Raw genomic sequence first — 23478 nt, 5'->3', positions numbered from 1 at the left:
TGAGTTTATGAGAGCTGGTTGGCGGAAACAGATATGAACACAATGGATACTTTTCATCAAATGGATAAATCTCACCAAGGCTATATCACCGAATTCAACGATAAAAGTGAGTTTGAACAACGCATCAATACAGCTTGGCGACGTGCTGAACCAGAAGCTGTAGAAGAGCTATTACAAGCTGCCGCGGTATCTGATGATTTAGATCATAAAATTTATGATCTTGCTTTTAATCTTGCCAATAATTTACGTGAACGTAAGACCTCTTCGGGCAAAGCAGGTATTGTTCAAGGGTTATTACAAGAATTCTCTCTTTCTTCACAAGAAGGCGTGGCGCTCATGTGTCTTGCCGAAGCTTTGCTTCGTATTCCAGACTCAGCAACACGTGATTTGCTTATTCGAGATAAAATCAATCAAGGTAACTGGAAAGAACATGTTGGCCAAAGCAGCTTAATGTTTGTAAATGCTGCTGCATGGGGCCTCATGTTAACTGGTAAGCTCATGGAAACTCCTAAGCAAACCAGTCTTTCAAGTGTACTTACTGGCCTTTTAGCACGCAGTGGACGTGGCATCATTCGTAAAGCTGTTGACGTTGCAATGCGTATGATGGGTGAACAGTTTGTGACTGGTGAAACCATTGAAGAAGCTGTAGACCATGCGAAAGTACTCGAAGACAAAGGTTTCCGCTATTCTTACGATATGTTAGGTGAAGCAGCCTTAACCGAACATGATGCTGAACGCTACTTTAACGATTATACACAAGCCATTCATGCAATTGGCAAAGCGTCTAATGGTAAAGGCGTTTATGATGGCCCGGGTATTTCAATTAAGCTTTCTGCTTTACACCCTCGTTATCAACGCGCGCAAATTGAACGTGTTCATCAAGAACTTTACGGCAAAGTATTTGAACTCGCTCGTTTGGCTAAAAAGTACAATATTGGCTTAAATATCGATGCTGAAGAATCAGAACGTTTAGAAATTTCTCTTGAGTTACTAGAACGTCTTTGCTTCGAGCCAGAACTTGCAAACTGGAAAGGTATTGGCTTCGTTATTCAAGCTTACCAAAAACGCTGTTTCTTCGTGGTTGATTATATTATTGACCTTGCTAAACGCAGCCAAAAGCGTCTCATGATTCGTCTTGTGAAAGGTGCATATTGGGATAGCGAAATTAAGAAAGCGCAAATCGAAGGTATGGATGACTACCCTGTCTTTACCCGTAAAGTACATACCGATTTATCTTATATCGCGTGTGCTAAAAAATTACTTGCAGCGCCAGAGTTCATCTATCCGCAATTTGCCACTCATAATGCTCAAACATTGGCAACGATCTATCATTTAGCGGATCCAAGCAAATATTATGCTGGACAATATGAATTCCAATGCTTACATGGCATGGGTGAACCTCTTTATGAACAAGTTGTTGGTCCACGCGAGCAAAATAAATTAGGCGTACCATGCCGTATTTATGCTCCTGTTGGTAACCACGAAACTTTGTTAGCTTATTTAGTTCGTCGTTTACTCGAAAATGGCGCGAATACTTCATTCGTTAACCGTATTGCCGATAAAACACTTAAAGTTGAAGATCTTATCCAGTCTCCAATTTATGATATTCGTCATGCAGCTAAGCTTGAAGGTTCAGTTGGTTTAAAACATCCATCAATTCCTCTACCTTTAGATATGTACGGAACACTTCGTAAAAACTCTAAAGGTTATGACTTAGCAAATGACACCCCACTTGCAGCTTTAGATAGCACAGCTCAAGAATTACGTAATCGTATTTGGCAAAGTCATCCATTATTGGCAAATAACGAGTCGTTAGAGCAAGGTCATTCTGTTGCAATTACAAACCCAGCACAAAATGATGAAATTGTTGGTTATGTGCAAGAAGCTGATCTTAAGCATGTTGAAATTGCGCTTAATGCAGCTGAACAAGCTCAATCAGAATGGTCAAATACGCCTAAAGAACACCGTGCTCAATACTTAAAACGTGCAGCTGACCTAATGGAAGGTCGCATTCAAGAATTGATGGTTTTGCTTTGCCGTGAAAGCGGAAAAACTTATGCCAATGCGATTGCAGAAGTTCGTGAAGCTGTAGATTTCCTACGTTATTACGCAACTCAAGTTGAGAATCTTCCTGCAAATACAGCTATTCAACCTTTAGGTACTGTACTTTGTATTAGCCCGTGGAACTTCCCTCTTGCAATTTTCTCTGGTCAAATTGCTGCAGCATTAGTCAGTGGTAACTGCGTTATTGCTAAACCTGCTGAACAAACCCCATTAATCGCAGCTCAAGCAGTTCAGATTTTATGGGAAGCTGGTATTCCACATGGTGCTGTACAGTTACTTCCTGGTCGCGGTGAAACAGTAGGTGCTCAGCTTAGCCAAGATAGCCGTATTGATGGCATCATGTTTACTGGTTCGACTGAAGTTGCAAAAATTTTACAGAAAACCGTTGCGAAACGTTTATCTGAAAATAGTCAATCTATTCCTCTCATTGCAGAGACTGGCGGTCAAAATGCAATGATTGTGGATTCATCAGCATTAACTGAACAAGTCGTACTCGATGTTGTAAGTTCCGCTTTTGATAGCGCGGGTCAACGTTGCTCTGCTTTACGTATTTTATGTGTGCAAGAAGACAGCGCTGCAACCGTAATTAAAATGCTTAAAGGTGCAATGCAGCAGTTGATCGTAGGTAACCCTGCGATTTTAAAAACTGACATTGGTCCTGTGATTGATGACGAAGCAAAACAGACGATTGATCAACATATCCAAAAAATGAAGTCGAAAGGCTATCCAGTACATCAGTTGATGTTTGGAGCAACAAGCCAGAATGAACTAGATAAAGGAACCTTTGTTGTACCAACAGCAATTGAACTCCCTAACCTTGATGATTTGCAGCGCGAAGTTTTTGGCCCAGTTCTACACATCATTACCTATAAGTATGGTGAGCTTGAGCAATTGATCTCACGTATTAATGCCAAAGGTTATGGTTTAACAATGGGTCTGCATACCCGTATTGATGAAACCATCCAAACAGTCATTCAACATGCAGAAGTGGGTAACCTTTATATCAACCGCAATATTGTTGGTGCTGTCGTTGGTGTACAACCATTCGGTGGTGAAGGTTTATCTGGTACAGGCCCGAAAGCTGGTGGTCCGCTTTACATGTATCGCTTGATGCAGCAGTGTTCAAACAAAGTATTGGCAACACCATTTGCTATGAAGAATGAGCAAACTGCTTTTGAAGGCTTTAACCGTGAGGTTTATCTGAGCTTACAAAATTGGGCGAAACAGCATTTACCGCAAGCAAATCGTGATATCGAACCATTTGGTGTTGGTAAATTCTATGAGTTACAAGGCCCTACTGGGGAAAGTAACCAATATATTATTTTGCCACGTCATCGTGTTCTTTCTATCGCTGACACAGAACAGAATCAGTTGCATCAATTGCTCGCAATTTTTGCAGTAGGTAGCCAAGCAGCAGTAATGCCAAATAGCCCATTATTGGCAAAATACAAACAAACTTTGCCAAAAGATGTACTTGCAGCAATTACTACGGTTAAAAATATCGCATCAGATGATTTTGATGCAGTTTTACACCATGGTAACCGTGAAGAAATCTTCTCATTACAACAAGAAGTTGCTACGCGTTCTGGCGCAATTGTTGGTATTACTCACGTTGAGCCGAATGAGAATATTCCACTTGAGCGTTTAGTGATTGAACGTGCAATTAGTGTGAATACAGCTGCAGCTGGTGGTAACGCAAGCTTAATGACAATGACTGATTAATATATAACTTTCTAAAAAGCCCAAATCTCAGTATTTGGGCTTTTTTATTTAATAAAGTAATCTATTCTTAAATATATAGATTTTATAAACTCGAGATTTTAATAATGATCTTTTTAGAACCAGAACAATATCAACAAAGATGCGCTCAGCTTTTTAATTCATATCAAAAAGACATTTCCACACTTCTACCATTTGCCCAAATTGAGCATATTGATTCATCCGCTATACCGAATGCAATTTCAAAAGGTGATTTAGATATTTATATTGAAGTTATGTCTGAGCAATTTGAATTCGCAATAGAACAATTAAAAACACTTAACTTTATCGAAAAACAAAATACGCTAAGGACACATGAGCTTTGCATGCTCGAATCACTCAACAATGATGATGTTGCATTTCAAATTGTAGTATCTGGTTCAATATTCACTTTTTTCTTAGCCTTTAAAAATAAGCTTATAAACTCACCCACGCTGGTTAATGAATATAATCAATTAAAATTACAGTGTAGCCATTTAGACCCCGATCAATATAGAACAATAAAATCAGATTTTATTAATCGTGTTTTAAATTAGCTCTAGTTTAGGTACTTGCTTTCTCTTATGAATATCTGGTTAAAATTGGCTCCTGTAAGTTCAATTTTTTTGATACCATTCACTATTTGATTCTGTCTAAATTTTCTTTGTCTATGACCTCTTCTTATCGTCAACAACTTCAAGCTAAAATTGAACGCATTACTACTCAATTTTCTGAATTTACACCACCTACATTAGAAGTGTTTGAATCACCTGAACAACATTTCCGTATGCGTGCTGAATTTCGTATCTGGCATACAGAAAATGATATGTTCTATGCCATGTTTGAGCGTAACGATGACGACAAGCAAAAAACCGTTGTACGCATTGATGAGTTTCCAATTGCAGATCAAAGCATCAATGATTTAATGCCAAAACTTTTGGAAGAACTTAAGGCTGAGTCTAAGCTTTCTAATCGTTTATTTGAAGCTGATTTCCTCGCAACACTTAGCGGAGAAATGTTGGTTACCCTCATTTATCATCGTAAACTGGATCAAGAATGGGAACAAGCTGCTAAAGCACTTGCCGATAAATTAGATATTAAAATTATGGGCCGTAGTCGTGGCCAGAAAATTGTTATTGGTGATGATTTCGTTGTTGAAGAATTCGAACTATTAAATCGTTCATTTAAATATAAACAAATTGAAAGTAGCTTTACCCAGCCTAATGCGCAAGTTTGCAAAAAAATGCTGCAATGGGCATGTGATGCAGCTGAGGGTTCGAAAAAACACTTATTAGAACTTTATTGCGGTAATGGTAATTTTACGCTTCCGCTCTCTTTAAAGTTCGAACGAGTATTGGCTACCGAGCTTGCAAAATCCTCTGTTTATGCAGCTCAATGGAACATTGAACAAAACCAAATTGATAATATTCAGGTAGCACGTCTATCTGCTGAAGAGTTTACTCAGGCTTATCAAGGTGAACGAGAATTCCGTCGTCTACAAGAAGCAAATATTGATATTCAGAGCTATGACTTTGACACCGTATTTGTAGATCCTCCACGCGCAGGAATTGATGATGAGACTTTAAAACTTTTACAAGGTTTTGAACGTATTATCTACATTTCATGTAACCCTGACACGCTATATGAAAATTTAAAAACTCTCAGTCAAACTCATCGATTGACTAAATTCGCCTTATTTGATCAGTTCCCTTATACGCATCATGTCGAGTCTGGTGTTTTACTTGAGAAGATTTAAACAAAATCTTTCATTGTAAAGTTTTAAATAAGGAGGCTACATACCTCCTTATTTTTTAACGTTTTATTAGTTAAGTATTTAAATTTTCAAAAAATATCAAGTCATCTATTCGTCATAATTTCGTTTAACTCAAGCATTCCCATCGAAAATTCTCGAGTTCAATTGGTGGATTTATCACTTATGGAGTCTTGTATTTTATTTTAAATTGGCTATATTTCGAGCTATGTTAGGTTGTATATGAAGGCTCTATGAGTTTTTGGCAAAAGCTGTTCTTGGCAGATCAACAGCATAACGAGCATAAAAACCAAACTGCTTGTGTTGAAAATGACTGCTCATGTAAAACTAATGAACAACTTCTAAGTGCACTTGCACAAGCAACAGATGAAGATGTCATTAAGGGAATTAAAAAAGTTCTTATTTCCCGTGGTTATAGCCGAAAAGAGTTAAATGAACTCACTCAAAAACCATCTATTCATTAATTAAAAAGCCAGTCTTGTACTGGCTTTTTATATTTTACTGTAATTCACAACTCGACTGATCTACCCAACCGACCATTGGTCCCATTTGAAATTGCTGATCATTCCGGTTGTTCTTTTGCATATATAAACTAGAAATAGAACCATCTAGATATAAAGCTTGCTCTACTTTAAGGTTTCTTTGAAAAAACTCGGCAAAATTATAGAAATTCACCCTATTTTTCGATATTACAAAGTAAAGTTTATTATCTCGAATACCAACTCCATTACGAATTTTCTTTGATTGAGAGTCTGGTAAAAAAAGGGAATTTATCTTTCCTTCAATAACTAACATTGGCCCAGATTGAGTTGCATAATCAACTTTCAAATTTTGTAGGCTATATTGTTGCATAGTTAAAACAAAGGCCTGTTTTTTATTCCAAGCTACTACCCCATTCGGCTGTAAAAAGAAATTTCCCAATCCTTTATGCTCATTTAAGGGCTGAACTACCTTAGCTCGTTCAATATACAACCCTACTGGAGAAAATCCTAAATGAAACATCCCCGCATTCATTGCAAAGCTAAGCTGCTCACACTGCTTTAATTGTTCATTAATATTGTTAAAGCTTTTATAGTATTGCTGATTATTAGGATTCTTTAAAAACAAGCGTAATGCTTTAAAATCGCTGATCGAGACCACATCGTATTGGTCACCTTCCACCGTTTTAACCTGCTGATGTGCTATAGCATATGCAGTCTGAAACAAAAGCCCATATAAAGCTAAGCACCCGATGCCCCATTTCATTTAACATCACCTGACATGACATTTTCCCTTCATATTAAGTTCTTAAATTATATACAAGAAATATGAATAGATTGGATATGCATCAAATTCCTTCATTCGACGTAATCAATACACTGCAAATTGCTGATATTGGTTATAATGTTTAGCAGCTTTTCAATAAAAGCCATTTACACTTTATTGGATCAGCGTAAGCATGCAACAACCGAATAAACGCTACCCTTTAGGGGCTCACCTCATCGTAAAGCATCTCGGCTACAGCCATCATGGTATATATGCAGGGAGAGGTCGAGTTATCCATTATTCCGGCTTAGCTCATTTCATCAAAAAACGCCCGATTGAAATCACGTCAATAGATGCTTTCTCGCATGGCAAAAAAATACACGTCCGTTCTTATGACAAACCTCGTTATAAAGGAAAGATTGTGGTTCGCCGAATGCGTTCACGTATGCATGAAAACCACTATCATTTGATTATTAATAACTGTGAACATCTATGTAGTTGGGCAATTACGGGCATTGAAAGTAGCACTCAAGTTGAACGTATGATGCATCGTTTAACAACTATTGGCTATGTAAGCTCAATCATGAGCTATATGAATGGTATGATGCTGACCGTTGCAACTACATGTTTTGCTCTGGTTCTTTATATTAAAAAGAAACTGCGCGATCAGGCAAAAAGAAAAGTTCCTACTTACCAGTTTTTAAGAGAAAAATCGCAGAAAAGAAATATCGATCCTTCAGCGCCTTTAGTGTTTATAGATCCAGATAAAAAAGAGCCAGTTTAAATAAAAAAGCCCTCATATTTGAGGGCTTTTTTAGAAAACTTATAACTTATTTTTTAGCTGCACTAGCAGCAGTTGCTTCAGTAGTAATATTTACAGTGATCTTATCGCCAACATTAGGCACATAACTTCCTAAACCAAAGTCAGAACGCTTGAATGAAGTTGTCGCATTAAAACCAATTGCTGGAACTTTAGCCATTGGATGCTCGCCTTGCTTGTTTAAAACAGCGTCAAGTACAACTGGCTTAGTTACGCCTTTAACAGTTAAGTCACCAGTAATTTTAAAGTGCTTTTTGTCTTTGGTTTCAACTTTAGTACTTTTAAACGTAATATTTGGATATTTAGCAGCATTAAACCAAGCTTCTTCTTGGAACTCTTTATCTAAAGCAGGTACGTTTGTATTTACACTGCTTAAAGGAATAGTCACATTTACAGATGAGTTTGCTGGTTTAGCATTATCAACTTTAATTACACCTTGGATATCCGAGAAGTTAGCGCTTGGAGTAGAGAAACCAAAGTGATTCCATGAGAAAACAGTAGCTGTATGTGTTGGGTCAATTTTGTAGTCTACTGGTGCAGCTAAAGTAACTGAACTAGCTAATGCTACTGCCAAACCGAAGCTTAATGTTTTAAGATGCATTTTTCGTATCCTTTATTGATATAGTCGTTAGTGTATACATCAAGTAATTTAATTCACCATTCTTTATAAAACGATATGTTTCATCCATGCAACAATAAAAGCGTTACAGTTGTTATTCAAAAACCATATTATAAAGTATAGATATTCTTCTATTTGAAGCTTCAGATTTATTAATTTTTACTTCAAATTTATTGATTCACAATAAGGTAAAACATGGCTAATACTGCTCAAGCACAAAGTACTTCCACTCCATATCGAGTAACTCTCACCGATCCTTCAGGTCATCAATGGTTTGCAGATGAACCAACTGATAAAGGTGGCCTAGATACTGCTCCGAACCCGGTTCAGCTTTTATTATCCGCTTTAGGAGCTTGTACCACCATTACTTTAGAAATGTATGCGAATCTTAAAGGTATTAAGCTTGAGCATGTTCAAGTGGATTTAGCATTAAACCCTAATGGCGAACCTGAAAAAGGCCAAAATAATATTGAACGGAAAATCACACTCAAAGGCGAGTTTACTGAAGACCAGCATAAGCGATTACTAAAAGTTGCCGAGAACTGCCCTATTCATAAGTTATTAACCTCTCAGATTAATATCCAAACAGAACTCACTATTTAACTTCTCAAATAAAAAAGCGCTCTAGATAGATCGCTTTTTTACACTACTTTAATATTTAAGCAGTTAATTCTTTTACGGCTGCAACAACAGCTTCAGTCGTAATACCAAAGAATTGGAACAAATCTTTTGCTGGTGCAGACTCACCATAAGTTGTCATACCAATTACTTTGCCATCAAGACCAACAAACTTCCACCAATAGTCAACATGAGCCGCTTCAACAGCAACACGCGCACGGATATGAGCTGGTAATACTGCTTCACGGTATGCAGCATCTTGCTTCATAAACTCTTCTGCACATGGCATAGAAACTACACGCACACCTTCAAGTTGTGCATAAGCTTCCATTGCTAAAGAAATTTCAGAACCAGTTGCAATAATAATTGCTTTTAATTCGCCTTTTTCTTGAGCAAGTACATAACCACCTTTTGCAGCGTTTTGAATTTGTTCTTCAGAACGTGTTTGGAACGGCAAGTTTTGACGAGAGAAAATAAGTGCTGTAGGGCCATCTTTGCGTTCTAAAGCAGACTTCCAAGCAATTGCAGTTTCTACAGTATCCGCAGGACGCCATGTATTTAAGTTAGGTGTACCACGTAATGAAGCAATTTGTTCAATTGGTTGGTGAGTTGGACCATCTTCACCCAGGCCGATTGAGTCATGTGTATAAACATGGATTACACGTTGTTTCATCAACGCAGACATACGTACCGCATTACGTGCATATTCCATAAACATTAAGAATGTTGCAACGTAAGGAACAAAACCGCCATGTAATGCAACGCCATTAGCGATCGCAGTCATACCAAATTCACGTACGCCATAATATACGTAGTTACCAGCTGGGTTTTCTTGAACACCTTGGCAACCTTTCCAAAGTGTTAAGTTAGAACCTGCTAAATCAGCAGAACCACCTAATAATTCAGGTAATAAAGGACCAAATGCTTGTAATGTATTTTGGCTTGCTTTACGAGTTGCAATTGTCTCGCCTTTCGCATTTGTTTCACGAATGAAAGCATCTGCTTGTGCTGCAAATTCTGCCGGTAAGTCACCACTAATACGACGAAGTAACTCAGCTGCTTCAGTTGGATATTTTGCTTGATATTGTGCAAATACCGCATTCCAAGCCGCTTCAGATTCACTACCTTTTGCTTTTGCATCCCATGCAGCATATACATCAGCAGGAATAACAAATGCTTCTTCGTTCCAGCCTAATGCTTCACGAGTTAAAGTAATCTCATCTTTACCTAATGGCGCACCATGACAGTCTTCTTTACCCTGCTTATTTGGTGAACCTAAACCAATAATCGTTTTACACATAATGATTGTTGGTTTTTGAGTTTCAGCTTTTGCTTCGATTGTCGCTTGACGAATCGCATCAGCGTCATGACCATCTACACGAAGAACTTGCCAACCATAGGCTTTGAAACGCTCTTCTGTATCGTCGCTGAACCAGCCTTCAACTTCACCATCAATTGAAATACCATTATCATCATAATAAGCAATCAATTTACCAAGTTGTAAGGTGCCAGCTAAAGAACATACTTCGTGAGAAATACCTTCCATTAAACAGCCATCACCTAAGAAACAGTAAGTGAAATGGTCAACAACTTTTAAATCATCTTTATTAAATTGAGCAGCCAATGTTTTTTCTGCTAAAGCAAAACCAACAGCATTAGCAATACCTTGACCTAAAGGACCAGTTGTCGTCTCTACACCCGGTGCATAGCCATATTCAGGATGACCAGGAGTTCTAGAATGCAATTGACGGAACTGTTTTAAATCTTCAATTGAAAGATCATAACCTGTTAAATGAAGCAAAGCGTATTGCAACATTGAGCCATGGCCATTTGATAAAACGAAACGGTCACGGTTTGCCCATTGTGGATTTGTTGGGTTGTGATTTAAAAACTCACGCCAGACGACGTCAGCAATATCTGCCATCCCCATTGGAGCACCTGGATGCCCTGAGTTTGCTTGTTGCACAGCATCCATTGCCAATACACGAATTGCATTTGCAATACGACGTTCGTTTAAAGGGGTCGTCATAGATCAGAATCCAATTTTAATAGATTGATGAAAAGAAGAAGATGAATAACCATTCAATGCCGCTATATTGTCTTAAAAAAAAGGCCTAGGGTAAACCCCAACACGGTATATTTCTTTATTTTTAACCGTTTCTTGGTTACACAAAAAACATTTGAATCTTTAAGTTATACAAAACAGTGTTCATTTTTCTGCACAACGACTAAATGTAAGAACATTAATCTTGTTAGCTTTTGATATATAGATAAAATATTTAGCCAATCTTGTATGCGTTGATCATGTTTCTTTACTTTAAAATTCAAATTTTGATATTTAAGATTTTTATTAAGTTATATGTTTAAAAAACACACTAGCAACAAGTTGTTAAAATATAAATACTTTAAATTAAAGCTTTCTATATCAATTTTGCTAATACACTTATCAATTAAAACACACTATAAATGAAATAAATTCATGCTTTTTAGTCAGTATGAACTGGTCCTCAAGCTCAAGTCGATGTAACATATTATGTCTTTTGAAATAACCAAGATAGGACTTTCATGCGCGAGTACGCTGTTTTTACCTCGGAATCTGTAAGCGAAGGTCATCCCGATAAAATGGCCGACCAAATTAGCGACGCTATTTTGGATGCAATCTTAAAAGAAGACCCATACGCACGTGTTGCTTGTGAAACACTGGTAAAAACAGGCGCTGTTGTACTTGCTGGTGAAGTAACAACGACTGCTAATATTGATGTTGAAGCTGTTGTTCGTAATACTGTTAACGGTATTGGTTATCACCACTCTGATCTTGGCTTTGATGGATCAACGTGTGCTGTAATCAATATGATTGGTAAACAATCTCCTGAAATTGCTCAAGGTGTAGACCGTCAAAAACCAGAAGATCAAGGTGCTGGTGACCAAGGCCTAATGTTCGGTTATGCAAGCCGTGAAACAGACGTGCTTATGCCTGCGCCGATTTCTTATGCTCACCGCTTAATGGAGCGTCAAGCTGAACTTCGTCGTTCAGGTGCCCTTCCATGGTTACGCCCAGATGCAAAAAGCCAAGTTACTTTTGCCTATGAAAATGGCAAGCCTGTACGTCTAGATGCTGTTGTTTTATCTACTCAGCACGATCCTGAAATTTCTCAAAGCCAGCTTAAAGAAGCAGTTATTGAAGAAATTATCAAACCGATCATCCCTGCTGAAATGTTCCATGCAGCTACTAAGTTCCACATTAACCCAACAGGTATGTTCGTTATTGGCGGCCCTGTAGGTGACTGTGGTTTAACGGGTCGTAAAATTATTGTTGATACATACGGCGGTATGGCTCGTCACGGCGGTGGTGCTTTCTCTGGTAAAGATCCATCTAAAGTTGACCGTTCTGCTGCTTATGCTGGTCGTTATGTTGCAAAAAATATTGTAGCCGCTGGTCTTGCTGACAAATGTGAAATTCAAGTGAGTTACGCAATTGGTGTAGCAGAACCTACTTCGATTTCAATTAATACCTTTGGTACAGCAAAAGTTTCTGATGAGTTGATTATTCAACTTGTACGTGATCATTTCGATTTAAGACCGTTTGGTATTACTCGTATGTTGGATCTTCTTCAACCAATGTACAAACAAACTGCGGCTTATGGTCATTTTGGTCGCGAAGGTTCCGACTCTGCATTTACTTGGGAAAAAACTGATAAAGTTGATGCCCTTAAAGATGCTGCTGGCCTTTAAAATAAAATCGTAAAAAAGCCCGCCATTGAGCGGGCTTTTTTATTTATAGTTCAAATTTTATGGTATGCAGGGTTTAATCTTCTAGCAATCATCCTTGACGCCATATTATTTGTAGCTGTAATCAAAATCTATTGTCTTGTCGTTTTATCATCCTGATTTAATACATCCAGTAAAGTTGACTGCGTTGGAGTATCTTGATGGTTCTGGATATAAATATGGACAACTTTAAATACAACGACAACAGCTAGACAAGCCATCACACAAAACATCCATAAGCCATACGGGCTTCGAATATGTTGTGAACCACAATATGGACATGATTTATCAGTCGATGCCACAACTTTGTCGCAACACGCACAATGGTATTGATATAGCATAGATAACCCTCCTTCCCTCATTTCAACCGTTGTTGTTTTAATAGGTTTGCTACATTTTTTAATTTATACATCCTTTATATTTATCCTATGTGAAATGAATAGATAATTCAATCTGGATGAACAATTGAGTCAATTAAAAAATATTAATTAAAAACATATATATAAGTTAAATATTATTTTTATAGGACTATTTTTCTTATTTTGATATTTTGCCAAATTTGTTAAAATAAGCAAATAATCTCACATTTTAGGCAAATGCATGTCACATACAAAGCTCATTAATAAAGGTGGCTTTCGCGAACGAGCCAACCGAAGCCGAGGTTATCAACAATCTGAGAATAAGCAAACAGCCTTAGCTTCAAACAAATACCAACCTCAAACAAAACCACAAGAAAGCCCAACTGAATTGGCTCAAACAGATTCTGCTGTGACTGAATCTCTAACTAAATAATTTATATCTTCTTAAAATAAAAAAGGCCTAAACTTTAGAGGTTTAGGCCTTTAGATAAGGTATTTATTAATCCTTATTTTTATGTTCAATTTTCTTGTGATCTGGAGTGACTTCTCGCGCTTCTCCGTCAATAATGCTTGAATCACGGTATTGACCTTGGCTACCACCACCTTGTTGATTCTGCATATCTTGCATTTGGCGCATTAGATCAGCAAATGGATTTTGCCCACCCATATTACCGCCCATACCACCCATCATTTTATCCATCATAGCTTGTTGGCGTTTTGCAAGAGTTCTCATGGCTATATTACGGAAAGCAGTTTGAACACCAGGGATCAAAATTAAAACCGCTAACACATCAGAAACAAGGCCTGGCAACATTAATAAGAAACCTGCAAAAGCATAAGCAAGTTTTTTAGTTACTGTTGGGTCATTACCGAGTTGGCCAGTCATCTGCATTTGCTGTAATTGAGGCATAATACCAGCAGTACTTCTGCGAATAAGCCCCAAACCAATAAAGAAAGCAAGAATGAACCAAAAGAACACATACCATCCACTGATGAACTGTGCTACGCCAATCCATACGGCAATTTCAACAATCGCGCCCAGAACTACAATAAGAAGTAAATTCATGTAAAACTTTATCTATCTCAAAAAGAAAATTCATTGCAGTTTATTTGCCCCAACCCTATCGAAACAGCCAGAGTCTGCAATACTAGAGTACATTTGATTTTAACTCGATAAAAACAAACATGCTTTATTATTAATGAGTGCTGTATCAAGTTTATCAAGTGCGACTTCAATTAGATTTTAATTTTTTTACTCTAGTTAAACGAAAAGTCCTTCAAGAAAGCAGTTTTTTAGTCTAGTTGAAAACTTAGGTTCTTAGAAAAATTGGATATATTCCTTTATTTATATAGTTGTTTTATAAAATTTAAAAAAGTAGTGCATAGATATAGAATTTCCTAAATAACTTACATTTTCTCTATCTAAAAGTACCTCTATTCAAGTTAAATTAAAGAATAATTCTTTTAAACCCACATAAACTCATGACTAAAAAAGCTCTTTTCTTTGCCATTGGTACGATGTTTTTGTCGGCATGTTCTTTTAATACCGTACAACAACATCAAATACAGTCAATTTCTACCAATAAAAACTCAGAGAAAATTAAATCATTGTTTGATCAAGCACAAACTGAAGGTGTTTTAGTTATAAAACGTGGGCAAACAGAGGAAATCTATGGCAATGATCTTAAAAGATCATCAACCGAATATGTTCCCGCCTCTACCTTTAAAATGTTAAATGCTTTGATTGGACTTGAGCATCATAAAGCAACACCAACTGAAGTGTTTAAATGGGATGGGCAAAAGCGTTTGTTTCCTGATTGGGAAAAGGACATGACTCTAGGCGATGCGATGAAAGCTTCTGCTATTCCAGTTTATCAGGAACTAGCTCGACGAATTGGCCTTGATCTTATGTCTAAAGAGGTAAAACGCATTGGTTTCGGTAATGCTGATATTGGTTCAAAAGTAGATGATTTTTGGCTTGTTGGTCCACTTAAAATTACACCTCAACAAGAAGCCCAGTTTGCTTATGAACTAGCCCATAAAACTCTTCCTTTTAGCAAGAATGTGCAAGAACAAGTTCAATCTATGCTGTTCATAGAAGAAAAAAATGGACGGAAAATTTATGCCAAAAGTGGTTGGGGATGGGATGTGGAGCCTCAAGTGGGCTGGTTAACAGGCTGGGTCGTTCAACCTCAAGGAGAAATTGTAGCGTTCTCACTCAATTTAGAAATGAAAAAAGGCATACCTAGTTCTATTCGAAAAGAAATTGCTTATAAAGGATTAGAGCAACTAGGTATTTTATAGTTTAGACTCTTTAGCCAGGTTCATATTTCACATTATAAACCAGGCTATTGCTTAAACTTGAAATTTGAAAGCTTTATTGTTTATCCATCAACTGGGGTATGCGGTGTATTTAAATTTAACTGATAGAAAGCAGCATCTAACCATTGGCCAAACTTAAAACCGACTTGCTTAAAAGTACCTGCATGAATAAAGCCCATTTTTTCATGCAAACCAATACTTGCTTGGTTGGTTGCATCAATACAGCCTATCAATACATGTAAGTCTGCCTCTTGAGCACGCTTAATCAATTCTTGCATTAAAATTTTGCTTAATCCGCCGCCACGATGTTCATGATGAATATAAATACTATGTTCGACCGTATATTTGTAGGCAGGAAAAGCTCTAAAAGTTCCCCAACTTGCAAAACCTAATAACTTGTTTTTCTCATCTACAATACCAATGACAGGAAAACCATTTTCTCTTTTAACCGCGAACCAGTTTTTCATTGACTCTTCAGAGCGCGGCAAATAGTCATACAAAGCGGTAGAATTGATAATTGCTTCATTCAAAATATCTAATATAGCCTTTGCATGTGTAGCTTCATGACAATCGATTAAACGTAAATTTGGATTAAGATTTTTAATCATGAAGATTCCTTAAGAATAGAGACGAGCTCATTACATACAACTAAAATATATCGAGCAGCTTTAGAAGAAGGATTGCTATATATGATCGGTTGATCTAATTGCATCGCCAAACAATCCCCCTCTTGTAAAGCATAAAAGTTTTCACCCAGTTGAATATCAATTTGCCCCTCTATTACCCAAATTTGCTGTAATACAACTTTAGAATTCGTACTTGTTTCATAAGTAACTCGAGATTGAGCTGGAAATTCAATTTCAACGATCTGAAATGGAGATTTCCAATTTGGAGGCGAAACTTGACGGCGAATATATCCCGTTTCTGGATCTTTCCATTCTGCTTGTTGAGTACGCCGTACCATAGGTTGAGGCGATTGAGTATTCTGGGGCGAATCAAATAGCTGAGTCAAAGGCACCCCTAAACCATTTGCTAGCTTTTCAAGAACAACAGCTGTAGGGCTCGCTTCTCCTCTTTCAATGAGTGAAATTGCAGAACGGCTTACCTGACATCGACTAGCAAGAATATCTAGGGTATATCCACGCGCTAGACGTATTTCACGCACTTGCTGCGCAATGCGGATATTAATATCTTCCATCTACCGATAAACTTTAATTCCAAAATTATAGATAAGTATTCCACTAAAATAGAATTACATCAAATGATTTTAAAGATATAAATTGGTTCGATAAAAAACCGAAAAATAACCATTCATCGCAGCATTCTTTAAATTACGCATGCAGAACCTTTTTGGCTATGTAACAATACTCTCTAAACTATTTATATAAGTCTTCACATGGCATTGATTATTGGTATTGATCCGGGTTCACGCTTAACAGGTTATGGAATCATTGAAAAAGATGGTAGTAAACTACGTTTTGTTGATGCCGGTACAATCCGAACAGAAACTCAAGAAATGCCAGAACGCTTAAAACGTATTTTTGCTGGCGTTGAGAGAATTGTGAAATTCCATGGCCCAACTGAAGCTGCGGTTGAGCAAGTCTTTATGGCTCAAAACCCAGACTCTGCCTTAAAACTAGGACAAGCCCGTGGTGCTGCCATAGCCGCATTAGTGAATTTAGATTTACAAGTTGCAGAATATACTGCCCGTCAAATTAAACAGTCTGTGGTTGGTTATGGCGCTGCCGATAAAGAACAAGTTCAAATGATGGTCATGCGATTACTTAATTTGACGATTAAGCCTCAATCCGATGCAGCCGATGCTCTTGCTGCTGCCATTTGCCATGCTCATGCATCGGGAAGTATGAGCAAACTGTCTGTTTTAAATGCTTTAGGTGGTATGGCACGTGGACGCAGTCGTTCTAGCAGTCGTAGACGTTAAAAATTTATTGATTTACAACCTGAGTAATTGCTTCATTCATTTGGTAGGCCTGTAAACCACGCATACCATGTTTTGCAAGTTGATCACCAGCCTGAGCATGAAGGGTAACAATCTCATGTAATGCAATACCTTTGTGGAACTGAGCTTTTAAGCTTGTAATCATTCCTGCTAATACATCCCCCATTCCACCAGTTCCCATACCAGCATTACCTTGCGTACAGATATACAAATTATCTTCTAAAATTAAGCTACCCGCTCCTTTAAGTACCCACTGGCCTGCATATTTTTGTTGTAAGGCATAAATTGCAGCAATTCGGTCATTTTCAATTTGCGCTGTAGAGCAACCAACTAAAGTAGCAGCTTCTCCAGGATGAGGTGTGGCATAAATATGTGTATTTAACTTTTCAGGCTGTTTAGCCAGAAACCATAAAGCATCTGCATCTAAAACAACTTCTAGGCGTGTACTCTGATTTAACAAATTAAACCATTGTTGGTAAATCTGCTTTGCCCAATCGTCACGGCCTAATCCCATTCCAAAGCATATTGCATCGACCAGAGATAGAATCTCTTTAATATTGTTTTCATCTAAAGCATTAATATCACGAAGCATAATATTAGGTGCCCGCGACAAAATAGCTTGATGATGATTACGATGACAAACCACCGTCACTTTGCCTGCACCTGCATGAAAGGCAGCTTCAGCAGCCATAATAACTGCACCGCCCATTTGCTCATGTCCACCCACCACTAAAACATGCCCGTAACTTCCCTTATGCCCAAATGCCATACGCTGAGGAAGTTTAATGGTTGTGGGTGACAAATAAGCTAAGGGTTTCAACTCGTGGTCTGTAGGAATTAAATTAATTAAATGAATTTCCCCCGCATATTCTTTTCCTTGTCCTGTAAACAATCCTGCTTTAAGGCCTAAAACAGTAAAGGTATGATCAGCTCTCACTGCGCAAGGTAAGACTTGTCCTGTATTTGCTTGTAAGCCACTTGGTATATCAATTGAAATTTTTAGGCCCACTTGTTCATTAAACTTTCGAATTACTTGTTGCCAATTAGTATTTAATTCACGATTTAAGCCTATGCCAAATAAAGCATCAATATGACAATCAAATGTTCTTTTAATATCAAAATTTGGATGAATTTGGGCTTTCATTTCTCTAGCAAATTGCGCTGCACAATGTAAATCGGTTGACTCACCCAATTGAGCTGCAAAGATTTCAACATTAAATCCAGCTTGCTTCAGATAACTTGCTATAAAGTAACCATCACCTGCGTTATTGCCTTGCCCGCACCAAACAGCAATATTCTTGATAGGCCGATCTTTAAAAAGCTCAATAAGTTGCTGGGCAATTGACCAAGCCGCTTGTTGCATTAAACCTAATGAGGAGTTTTGCGCAGCAAACCAGCGCCGCTCCCATGCTCGAATATCATCGCTATGGTAAACTACCGCCTGCATATTATTATCCTCTTGCATTTTGGTTTATGACATCTTCCGACACATCACGCATTGCAGTGCAACAAATTGATCCACATGAATTAAAAGCATGGATCAAAGCTCAAGCATTAGACTTGGGTTTTGCTGATTGTGTCATCGCAAAACCAGATGCTCAAGAGCAAATGCCACGTTTTTTAGAGTATCTTGAACGTGGTTATCATGCAGATATGACTTATTTAGAAGAAAATCTAGAAAAACGAGCTGATCCAACACTATTAGTGCCTGGCACAAAAAGTATTATTTGTGTCCGCATGAATTATCTTGTGGAATCGCCAAAACCACGATATGTACCTTTAGAGCCTAATTCTGCCATTATCGCCCGCTATGCACGTGGCCGTGATTACCATAAAGTCATGCGTGGTAGATTGAAAACCCTAGCAACACGAATTCGTGAAAAAGTTGGTGACTTTGAATCTCGTCCTTTTGCAGATTCGGCACCTATTTTTGAAAAATCATTAGCTGAAAGTGCTGGAATGGGTTGGACGGGTAAACATACTTTGCTCATTCATAAAAAGTCAGGTTCTTTTTTCGTATTAGGTGAGCTATTTACGTCACTCGATTTACCTTTCGACGAGCCTGCAACAGCACATTGTGGTTCTTGTAGCGCTTGTATTGATATTTGCCCGACGCAAGCAATTGTCGAGCCTTATATGTTAGATGCAAGACGTTGTATTGCCTATTTAACAATCGAATATAAAGGAGTTATTGCTGAAGAATTACGTGCAGGTATTGGAAACCGAATATTTGGTTGTGATGACTGCCAGTTAATTTGTCCTTGGAATAGCTTTGCCAAAACAGCATCTATTTCTGATTTTAATCCTAGACATGGGTTAGATAATATTAGTCTGCTTGATATCTGGCAGTGGGATGAAGCCACTTTTTTAGCCAATACGGAAGGTAGCCCTATCCGCCGGACAGGTTATCAATCATTTAAACGTAATATTGCAATCGGATTAGGAAATGCTCCTTATTCAAAAGAAATTGTAGATCAACTACAAAATGGCAAAAATTTACATGACGAAATCGTCAATGTGCATATTGATTGGGCAATTGAACAGCAATTTAATCAACTTCAGCTATCAAATTAAAAAAATGATGTTTTTTGCCCTATAGCTTTAATACGAATTCTGTATGATTATGTATAGTGAATTAATGCCATCATCATGGATATGACAATGACTCTACGTAATGATTGGAATCGTGAAGAAATCCAAGCTTTATATGAACAACCTTTTTTGGATTTAGTTTTCAAGGCTCAGCAAGTACATCGTGAGCACTTCACTGCCAATTCAATTCAGGTCAGTACCCTTTTATCTATTAAAACGGGTAAATGTCCTGAAGATTGTAAATACTGCTCACAATCGGCACATTACGAATCAAAACTAGAAGCAGAAAAACGTATTGCTGTTGAAAAAGTGATTAGTGAAGCGAAAGCTGCAAAAGATTCAGGTTCTTCACGTTTTTGCATGGGTGCTGCTTGGCGTAACCCACATGAGCGCGATATGCCTTATGTTTTAGAAATGGTACGTGAAGTTAAAGCATTAGGTATGGAAACCTGTATGACTTTAGGGATGCTTAACCAATCTCAAGCAGAACGCCTAAAAGTTGCTGGTTTAGATTACTACAACCACAATTTAGATACATCTCGTGAGTATTATTCTCACATCATTAGTACTCGTACTTTTGATGACCGTTTAAATACCCTTGATTATGTTCGTCAAGCTGGTATGAAAGTTTGTAGTGGCGGTATTGTGGGTTTAGGCGAAAGTCGTGAAGACCGAATTGGTTTATTACATGAACTAGCTACCCTACCAATTCATCCTGAATCTGTGCCAATCAATATGCTTGTTCCTATTGAAGGAACACCTTTAGCTGATGTTGAAAAGCTTGATGTTATTGAGTGGATTCGTACTATTGCTGTGGCGCGTATTATCATGCCGCATAGTTATATCCGTCTCTCTGCTGGCCGAGAATCATTAAGTGATTCAGACCAAGCATTAGCATTTATGGCGGGGGCAAACTCATTATTCTCTGGTGATAAACTACTAACCACACCAAATGCCGGTGAAGGTAAAGACCAAGCTTTATTTAATAAACTAGGTTTAACAGCTGAAAAACCAAAGCCAACAGTTGCTGATTTATCAGTAGATGCAATGAGTGCTTAACTCAAATTAGAAAATTTAAAAGCCCTGATTATTCAGGGCTTTTTTCATTTATATAGAAGTTACTAATATTCCGTAAGTAGCATTCAGAAAGGTTCCGACTCGAATAATATCTTTTCCTGCTGCATGTGTTACTGTGAATTCTTGGTTCAACACATCAAAATTAAAAGAATCAAAAACATCTTGATGGTGTAAAAGCCAAGTCACTGTATCTGCTACATTTTCATCCGCAATATAAGTTAAGGCCTTGAAGTCTTTACTCATAAATAACTCTTAAAAATAAATTTTATGAATTTTATATGAGTTCACTCTACCTTAAAAGAAAATCTAAGCTGCTTTAGGATTTACTAACGAATGACCTGATAACAGACTTGCCAAGGCTTGAGGTGTAAATTCTAAAGAAAGTACATGATTTTTGAGATTGACTGAATGCTTGCTAATTAATGGAAGTAAGCCATCTTCTGTTTCAAAGACATATTCATCTGCAATATTTAAGATACCTTCAAGGTTTGTCGTACTTGAAGCAAGATCATGGCTAAAGATGTCATAAATCGTTTGCAAGTTAAACGTTGTTTGCTGCTCCGTCGGATGCTTGATGAGATAATCCTTTAAAAATAAAACTAATTTATGAGCAAAGAAAAAGTAATTAGGTTTATAGCTATACTTCATAGTATTCATGGAACTGAACTCCAGATTATCTTTTATTGAATTACAACTAAAACAGTAGGAATTGAACCTTAAAAAATTCTTAAAAAATTAAATATATTTATAAGATACACACAAAACAATTTTATCATTTAAAAACAATGGCTTAATCAAAAATATTAAATATATATTATCTTAAATATTTTAAAATTTCATTAATTCAATAGAATACAATTACTTAGATATTACTAATTTTTAAATTCTATTTTAAATAAAAACTAACCAATTATTTTACCAACTGATAAAAAATATTTTTTTTAATTTTTATTAATAAAAATAATTGATCAAAATATATATAAATATAATGTTTTTCTTGTTTTTTGATTGAAAAGTGTTATATTTCCTTCGCCTTACTTAATCAGAATAAACTTACTGAAAAGTAATGGATTTTATTTTAAAAAGCTATTCTGGGGATTTTATGAAAAAATTTATTTTTGTGGCGGCAGTTTCTCTCTTAAATATAGCAAATGCACAAGCAGCAGATGGCACAATTACTATTAATGGTCTTGTCACGGATAATACTTGTACTATTGATACTGGAGATAAAAATTTAACAATCAATTTGCCTACTGTTTCATCTCAAACTTTAAAAAATGCTGGTGATGTAGCTGGTCGTACACCTTTTCAAATTAATTTAACGAACTGTACCGCTGCAGGTAAAGTCGCAACTTATTTTGAACCAGGCGCAACCGTTGACTTTAATACGGGTCGTTTATTAAACCAAGCAACCTCTGGTGCAGCAACAAATGTAAATATTCAGTTACTTGGCAGTAATAACGCTGTAATTCCTGTACTTGCTACAAGCACAAATGAAACTCAAACGAATTCACAATGGGTAAATGTTTCAGCAGGCGGTAGTGCTGATCTTAACTATTATGCCGAATATTATGCTACAGGTGCTTCTACTGCTGGTACGGTAACATCACAAGTAAAATATACGATCATTTATCAATAAACTTAAAATTGAAGCTTCTATTCATGAATAGAAGCTATCTCCTTCCTATTATTTGTTATTGAGAATATGACTGATGCTTTTTCGTGGTCGTAAATTTTTTTGGGGATTAGTTTGTCTGCAAGTAGCGCTCACTACTACAGGTCATGCTGAGATTGTTTTACATGGTACTCGTGTCATTTATCCTTCAAATGCCCGTGAGATCACATTACAACTGAGTAATAACGGCACGGCCCCGTCTCTTGTTCAAGCATGGATCGATGATGGAAATGCAAAGTCAACACCAGATGAAACAAATGTACCTTTCATTATTACTCCACCAATTTCAAGAGTAGAAGCAACTAAGGGGCAAACCTTAAGGATTACAGCGTTGCCTACTACATCTCAACTAAGCCAACAACAAGAATCTATTTTTTGGCTTAATGTTTTAGATATCCCTCCTAAACCTGAAGGGAGAACTCAACAAGGTCAAACCACAACAACCTCTAACAATTTTTTGCAACTCGCTGTTCGTTCGCGAATTAAATTTTTTTACCGCCCTATAGATCTAAAAGAAAATATTGATCAACTAAGTGACAAAGTCGAGTGGAAAATAAATGATCAATATCTAATGATAAAAAATCCGACACCTTTTTTTCTTACCATTACCTCCATTTTTCAAGGAAGTGAAGGCCATAAAACAGACTTATTGCAACAAGGCTTAATGATTGCCCCTTATTCAGAGGATAAAATTAAACTAAAAAATAAAAACTTAGCAGTTATGAGCTTTTTGTATATCAATGATTACGGTGGACGAGTTGAGCACCCAATAAAATTCTAACCTCATTGTATTACTTAAAAAAAATTTAAAACCTATCATGAATAGGCTCTAGAACTATGTCTAAATGGTT

At 37.1% G+C, this 23478-nt stretch carries 24 protein-coding genes; 14 read left to right on the top strand and 10 right to left on the bottom strand.

What is annotated here, in order from left to right; genetic code table 11:
• Nucleotides 1-33: 33 nt before the first annotated feature.
• From putA to J580_RS06440, 4 genes are all read left to right on the top strand, one after another.
• Nucleotides 34-3786: a trifunctional transcriptional regulator/proline dehydrogenase/L-glutamate gamma-semialdehyde dehydrogenase gene (gene putA / locus J580_RS06455; RefSeq protein ID WP_032003504.1), complete on the top strand. Its 3753-nt coding sequence runs from the start codon at nt 34-36 to the stop codon at nt 3784-3786.
• Between the two features lie 104 nt (nt 3787-3890).
• Complete coding sequence (locus J580_RS06450) at nt 3891-4358, top strand: GrpB family protein (protein ID WP_032003502.1); 468 nt, start codon at nt 3891-3893, stop codon at nt 4356-4358.
• A gap of 113 nt (nt 4359-4471) precedes the next feature.
• A complete protein-coding gene (gene trmA / locus J580_RS06445; RefSeq protein WP_017482290.1) occupies nt 4472-5557 on the top strand; it encodes a tRNA (uridine(54)-C5)-methyltransferase TrmA in 1086 nt (361 codons plus the stop codon).
• Nucleotides 5558-5805: 248 nt separating this feature from the next.
• Complete coding sequence (locus J580_RS06440) at nt 5806-6036, top strand: hypothetical protein (RefSeq protein WP_000011679.1); 231 nt, start codon at nt 5806-5808, stop codon at nt 6034-6036.
• A 34-nt stretch (nt 6037-6070) separates the two neighbouring features.
• On the opposite strand, the gene J580_RS06435 is transcribed toward J580_RS06440, so the two are convergent.
• Nucleotides 6071-6817, bottom strand: a complete 747-nt coding sequence (locus J580_RS06435; RefSeq protein WP_032003501.1) for a phosphodiester glycosidase family protein — start codon at nt 6815-6817, stop codon at nt 6071-6073.
• 193 nt (nt 6818-7010) lie between these two features.
• Between J580_RS06435 and J580_RS06430 the strand changes: the two genes are divergently transcribed.
• Nucleotides 7011-7601, top strand: coding sequence for a lecithin retinol acyltransferase family protein (locus tag J580_RS06430; protein WP_014206573.1), 591 nt, complete (start codon nt 7011-7013; stop codon nt 7599-7601).
• Between the two features lie 46 nt (nt 7602-7647).
• On the opposite strand, the gene J580_RS06425 is transcribed toward J580_RS06430, so the two are convergent.
• A complete protein-coding gene (locus J580_RS06425; RefSeq protein WP_032003500.1) occupies nt 7648-8238 on the bottom strand; it encodes a YceI family protein in 591 nt (196 codons plus the stop codon).
• Nucleotides 8239-8451: 213 nt separating this feature from the next.
• Here J580_RS06425 and J580_RS06420 point away from each other — a divergent pair, with 213 nt between their 5' ends.
• Nucleotides 8452-8859, top strand: coding sequence for an OsmC family protein (locus tag J580_RS06420; protein ID WP_032003499.1), 408 nt, complete (start codon nt 8452-8454; stop codon nt 8857-8859).
• A 55-nt stretch (nt 8860-8914) separates the two neighbouring features.
• Here J580_RS06420 and tkt read toward each other — a convergent pair whose 3' ends face one another.
• Entirely contained in the window at nt 8915-10903 is a 1989-nt protein-coding gene (gene tkt, locus J580_RS06415) for a transketolase (RefSeq protein ID WP_005076314.1), read from the bottom strand.
• A 536-nt stretch (nt 10904-11439) separates the two neighbouring features.
• Between tkt and metK the strand changes: the two genes are divergently transcribed.
• Complete coding sequence (gene metK, locus J580_RS06410) at nt 11440-12606, top strand: methionine adenosyltransferase (protein WP_005069601.1); 1167 nt, start codon at nt 11440-11442, stop codon at nt 12604-12606.
• A 128-nt stretch (nt 12607-12734) separates the two neighbouring features.
• Here the strand turns inward: metK and J580_RS23675 are convergent, their stop codons facing one another.
• Nucleotides 12735-12983, bottom strand: coding sequence for a hypothetical protein (locus tag J580_RS23675; protein WP_002121448.1), 249 nt, complete (start codon nt 12981-12983; stop codon nt 12735-12737).
• 259 nt (nt 12984-13242) lie between these two features.
• On the opposite strand from J580_RS23675, the gene J580_RS06405 reads away from it, so the two are divergent.
• Nucleotides 13243-13434, top strand: a complete 192-nt coding sequence (locus tag J580_RS06405) for a hypothetical protein (RefSeq protein ID WP_002121357.1) — start codon at nt 13243-13245, stop codon at nt 13432-13434.
• A gap of 66 nt (nt 13435-13500) precedes the next feature.
• Here the strand turns inward: J580_RS06405 and J580_RS06400 are convergent, their stop codons facing one another.
• The gene (locus J580_RS06400) at nt 13501-14067 is read right to left on the bottom strand and encodes an FxsA family protein (protein ID WP_002121432.1); all 567 of its coding nucleotides are present in this window, start codon (nt 14065-14067) and stop codon (nt 13501-13503) included.
• 416 nt (nt 14068-14483) lie between these two features.
• Here J580_RS06400 and J580_RS06395 point away from each other — a divergent pair, with 416 nt between their 5' ends.
• Nucleotides 14484-15305 carry an OXA-213 family carbapenem-hydrolyzing class D beta-lactamase OXA-502 gene (locus tag J580_RS06395; protein WP_032003497.1) on the top strand — a complete coding sequence of 274 codons (822 nt, stop codon included), beginning with the start codon at nt 14484-14486 and terminating at the stop codon, nt 15303-15305.
• 80 nt (nt 15306-15385) lie between these two features.
• Here the strand turns inward: J580_RS06395 and J580_RS06390 are convergent, their stop codons facing one another.
• Both J580_RS06390 and J580_RS06385 read right to left on the bottom strand, forming a co-directional pair.
• The gene (locus tag J580_RS06390) at nt 15386-15931 is read right to left on the bottom strand and encodes a GNAT family N-acetyltransferase (RefSeq protein WP_032003496.1); all 546 of its coding nucleotides are present in this window, start codon (nt 15929-15931) and stop codon (nt 15386-15388) included.
• On the bottom strand, nt 15928-16521 hold the full coding sequence (locus J580_RS06385) for a helix-turn-helix domain-containing protein (protein ID WP_017482298.1): 594 nt from the start codon (nt 16519-16521) through the stop codon (nt 15928-15930). The genes J580_RS06390 and J580_RS06385 overlap by 4 nt, the downstream gene beginning before the upstream one ends.
• Nucleotides 16522-16719: 198 nt before the next feature.
• On the opposite strand from J580_RS06385, the gene ruvC reads away from it, so the two are divergent.
• Complete coding sequence (gene ruvC, locus J580_RS06380; RefSeq protein ID WP_002121356.1) at nt 16720-17265, top strand: crossover junction endodeoxyribonuclease RuvC; 546 nt, start codon at nt 16720-16722, stop codon at nt 17263-17265.
• A 4-nt stretch (nt 17266-17269) separates the two neighbouring features.
• On the opposite strand, the gene J580_RS06375 is transcribed toward ruvC, so the two are convergent.
• Nucleotides 17270-18730 (bottom strand): bifunctional ADP-dependent NAD(P)H-hydrate dehydratase/NAD(P)H-hydrate epimerase, encoded by a 1461-nt coding sequence (locus J580_RS06375; protein WP_032003495.1) that lies wholly within the window; start codon nt 18728-18730, stop codon nt 17270-17272.
• A gap of 26 nt (nt 18731-18756) precedes the next feature.
• On the opposite strand from J580_RS06375, the gene queG reads away from it, so the two are divergent.
• A complete protein-coding gene (gene queG, locus J580_RS06370; protein ID WP_032003493.1) occupies nt 18757-19857 on the top strand; it encodes a tRNA epoxyqueuosine(34) reductase QueG in 1101 nt (366 codons plus the stop codon).
• Nucleotides 19858-19944: 87 nt separating this feature from the next.
• Nucleotides 19945-20934 carry a biotin synthase BioB gene (gene bioB / locus J580_RS06365; protein ID WP_005069622.1) on the top strand — a complete coding sequence of 330 codons (990 nt, stop codon included), beginning with the start codon at nt 19945-19947 and terminating at the stop codon, nt 20932-20934.
• 48 nt (nt 20935-20982) lie between these two features.
• Here the strand turns inward: bioB and J580_RS06360 are convergent, their stop codons facing one another.
• Together J580_RS06360 and J580_RS06355 are read right to left on the bottom strand one after the other, a co-directional pair.
• Nucleotides 20983-21195 carry a hypothetical protein gene (locus tag J580_RS06360; protein ID WP_014206557.1) on the bottom strand — a complete coding sequence of 71 codons (213 nt, stop codon included), beginning with the start codon at nt 21193-21195 and terminating at the stop codon, nt 20983-20985.
• 63 nt (nt 21196-21258) lie between these two features.
• Nucleotides 21259-21609: a hypothetical protein gene (locus J580_RS06355; RefSeq protein ID WP_017386793.1), complete on the bottom strand. Its 351-nt coding sequence runs from the start codon at nt 21607-21609 to the stop codon at nt 21259-21261.
• Nucleotides 21610-22018: 409 nt separating this feature from the next.
• Here J580_RS06355 and J580_RS06350 point away from each other — a divergent pair, with 409 nt between their 5' ends.
• Together J580_RS06350 and J580_RS06345 are read left to right on the top strand one after the other, a co-directional pair.
• The gene (locus J580_RS06350; protein ID WP_014206555.1) at nt 22019-22591 is read left to right on the top strand and encodes a fimbrial protein; all 573 of its coding nucleotides are present in this window, start codon (nt 22019-22021) and stop codon (nt 22589-22591) included.
• A gap of 73 nt (nt 22592-22664) precedes the next feature.
• Entirely contained in the window at nt 22665-23408 is a 744-nt protein-coding gene (locus tag J580_RS06345) for a molecular chaperone (protein WP_032003491.1), read from the top strand.
• The last annotated feature ends 70 nt before the right edge of the window (nt 23409-23478 follow it).

Origin of the sequence: Acinetobacter sp. 1542444 (assembly GCF_000581835.1) — a bacterium.
GTDB lineage: Bacteria > Pseudomonadota > Gammaproteobacteria > Pseudomonadales > Moraxellaceae > Acinetobacter > Acinetobacter pittii.
The sequence above is the reverse complement of the archived record's forward strand: the minus strand, read 5'-3'. Positions and strand labels throughout refer to the sequence as shown.

Bases quoted from the DNA above. Each gene is read 5' to 3' on its own strand.
- J580_RS06385 (WP_017482298.1), bottom strand. From the start codon at position 16,521: ATGGAAGATATTAATATCCGCATTGCGCAGCAAGTGCGTGAAATACGT.
- J580_RS06420 (WP_032003499.1), top strand. From the start codon at position 8,452: ATGGCTAATACTGCTCAAGCACAAAGTACTTCCACTCCATATCGAGTA.
- J580_RS06400 (WP_002121432.1), bottom strand. From the start codon at position 14,067: ATGAATTTACTTCTTATTGTAGTTCTGGGCGCGATTGTTGAAATTGCC.
- J580_RS06360 (WP_014206557.1), bottom strand. From the start codon at position 21,195: ATGAGTAAAGACTTCAAGGCCTTAACTTATATTGCGGATGAAAATGTA.
- trmA (WP_017482290.1), top strand. From the start codon at position 4,472: ATGACCTCTTCTTATCGTCAACAACTTCAAGCTAAAATTGAACGCATT.
- J580_RS23675 (WP_002121448.1), bottom strand. From the start codon at position 12,983: ATGCTATATCAATACCATTGTGCGTGTTGCGACAAAGTTGTGGCATCG.
- bioB (WP_005069622.1), top strand. From the start codon at position 19,945: ATGACTCTACGTAATGATTGGAATCGTGAAGAAATCCAAGCTTTATAT.
- J580_RS06390 (WP_032003496.1), bottom strand. From the start codon at position 15,931: ATGATTAAAAATCTTAATCCAAATTTACGTTTAATCGATTGTCATGAA.
- tkt (WP_005076314.1), bottom strand. From the start codon at position 10,903: ATGACGACCCCTTTAAACGAACGTCGTATTGCAAATGCAATTCGTGTA.
- J580_RS06425 (WP_032003500.1), bottom strand. From the start codon at position 8,238: ATGCATCTTAAAACATTAAGCTTCGGTTTGGCAGTAGCATTAGCTAGT.
- J580_RS06395 (WP_032003497.1), top strand. From the start codon at position 14,484: ATGACTAAAAAAGCTCTTTTCTTTGCCATTGGTACGATGTTTTTGTCG.
- J580_RS06350 (WP_014206555.1), top strand. From the start codon at position 22,019: ATGGATTTTATTTTAAAAAGCTATTCTGGGGATTTTATGAAAAAATTT.
- queG (WP_032003493.1), top strand. From the start codon at position 18,757: ATGACATCTTCCGACACATCACGCATTGCAGTGCAACAAATTGATCCA.
- J580_RS06440 (WP_000011679.1), top strand. From the start codon at position 5,806: ATGAGTTTTTGGCAAAAGCTGTTCTTGGCAGATCAACAGCATAACGAG.
- metK (WP_005069601.1), top strand. From the start codon at position 11,440: ATGCGCGAGTACGCTGTTTTTACCTCGGAATCTGTAAGCGAAGGTCAT.
- J580_RS06345 (WP_032003491.1), top strand. From the start codon at position 22,665: ATGCTTTTTCGTGGTCGTAAATTTTTTTGGGGATTAGTTTGTCTGCAA.
- J580_RS06430 (WP_014206573.1), top strand. From the start codon at position 7,011: ATGCAACAACCGAATAAACGCTACCCTTTAGGGGCTCACCTCATCGTA.
- J580_RS06405 (WP_002121357.1), top strand. From the start codon at position 13,243: ATGTCACATACAAAGCTCATTAATAAAGGTGGCTTTCGCGAACGAGCC.
- ruvC (WP_002121356.1), top strand. From the start codon at position 16,720: ATGGCATTGATTATTGGTATTGATCCGGGTTCACGCTTAACAGGTTAT.
- J580_RS06375 (WP_032003495.1), bottom strand. From the start codon at position 18,730: ATGCAGGCGGTAGTTTACCATAGCGATGATATTCGAGCATGGGAGCGG.
- J580_RS06355 (WP_017386793.1), bottom strand. From the start codon at position 21,609: ATGAATACTATGAAGTATAGCTATAAACCTAATTACTTTTTCTTTGCT.
- putA (WP_032003504.1), top strand. From the start codon at position 34: ATGAACACAATGGATACTTTTCATCAAATGGATAAATCTCACCAAGGC.
- J580_RS06435 (WP_032003501.1), bottom strand. From the start codon at position 6,817: ATGAAATGGGGCATCGGGTGCTTAGCTTTATATGGGCTTTTGTTTCAG.
- J580_RS06450 (WP_032003502.1), top strand. From the start codon at position 3,891: ATGATCTTTTTAGAACCAGAACAATATCAACAAAGATGCGCTCAGCTT.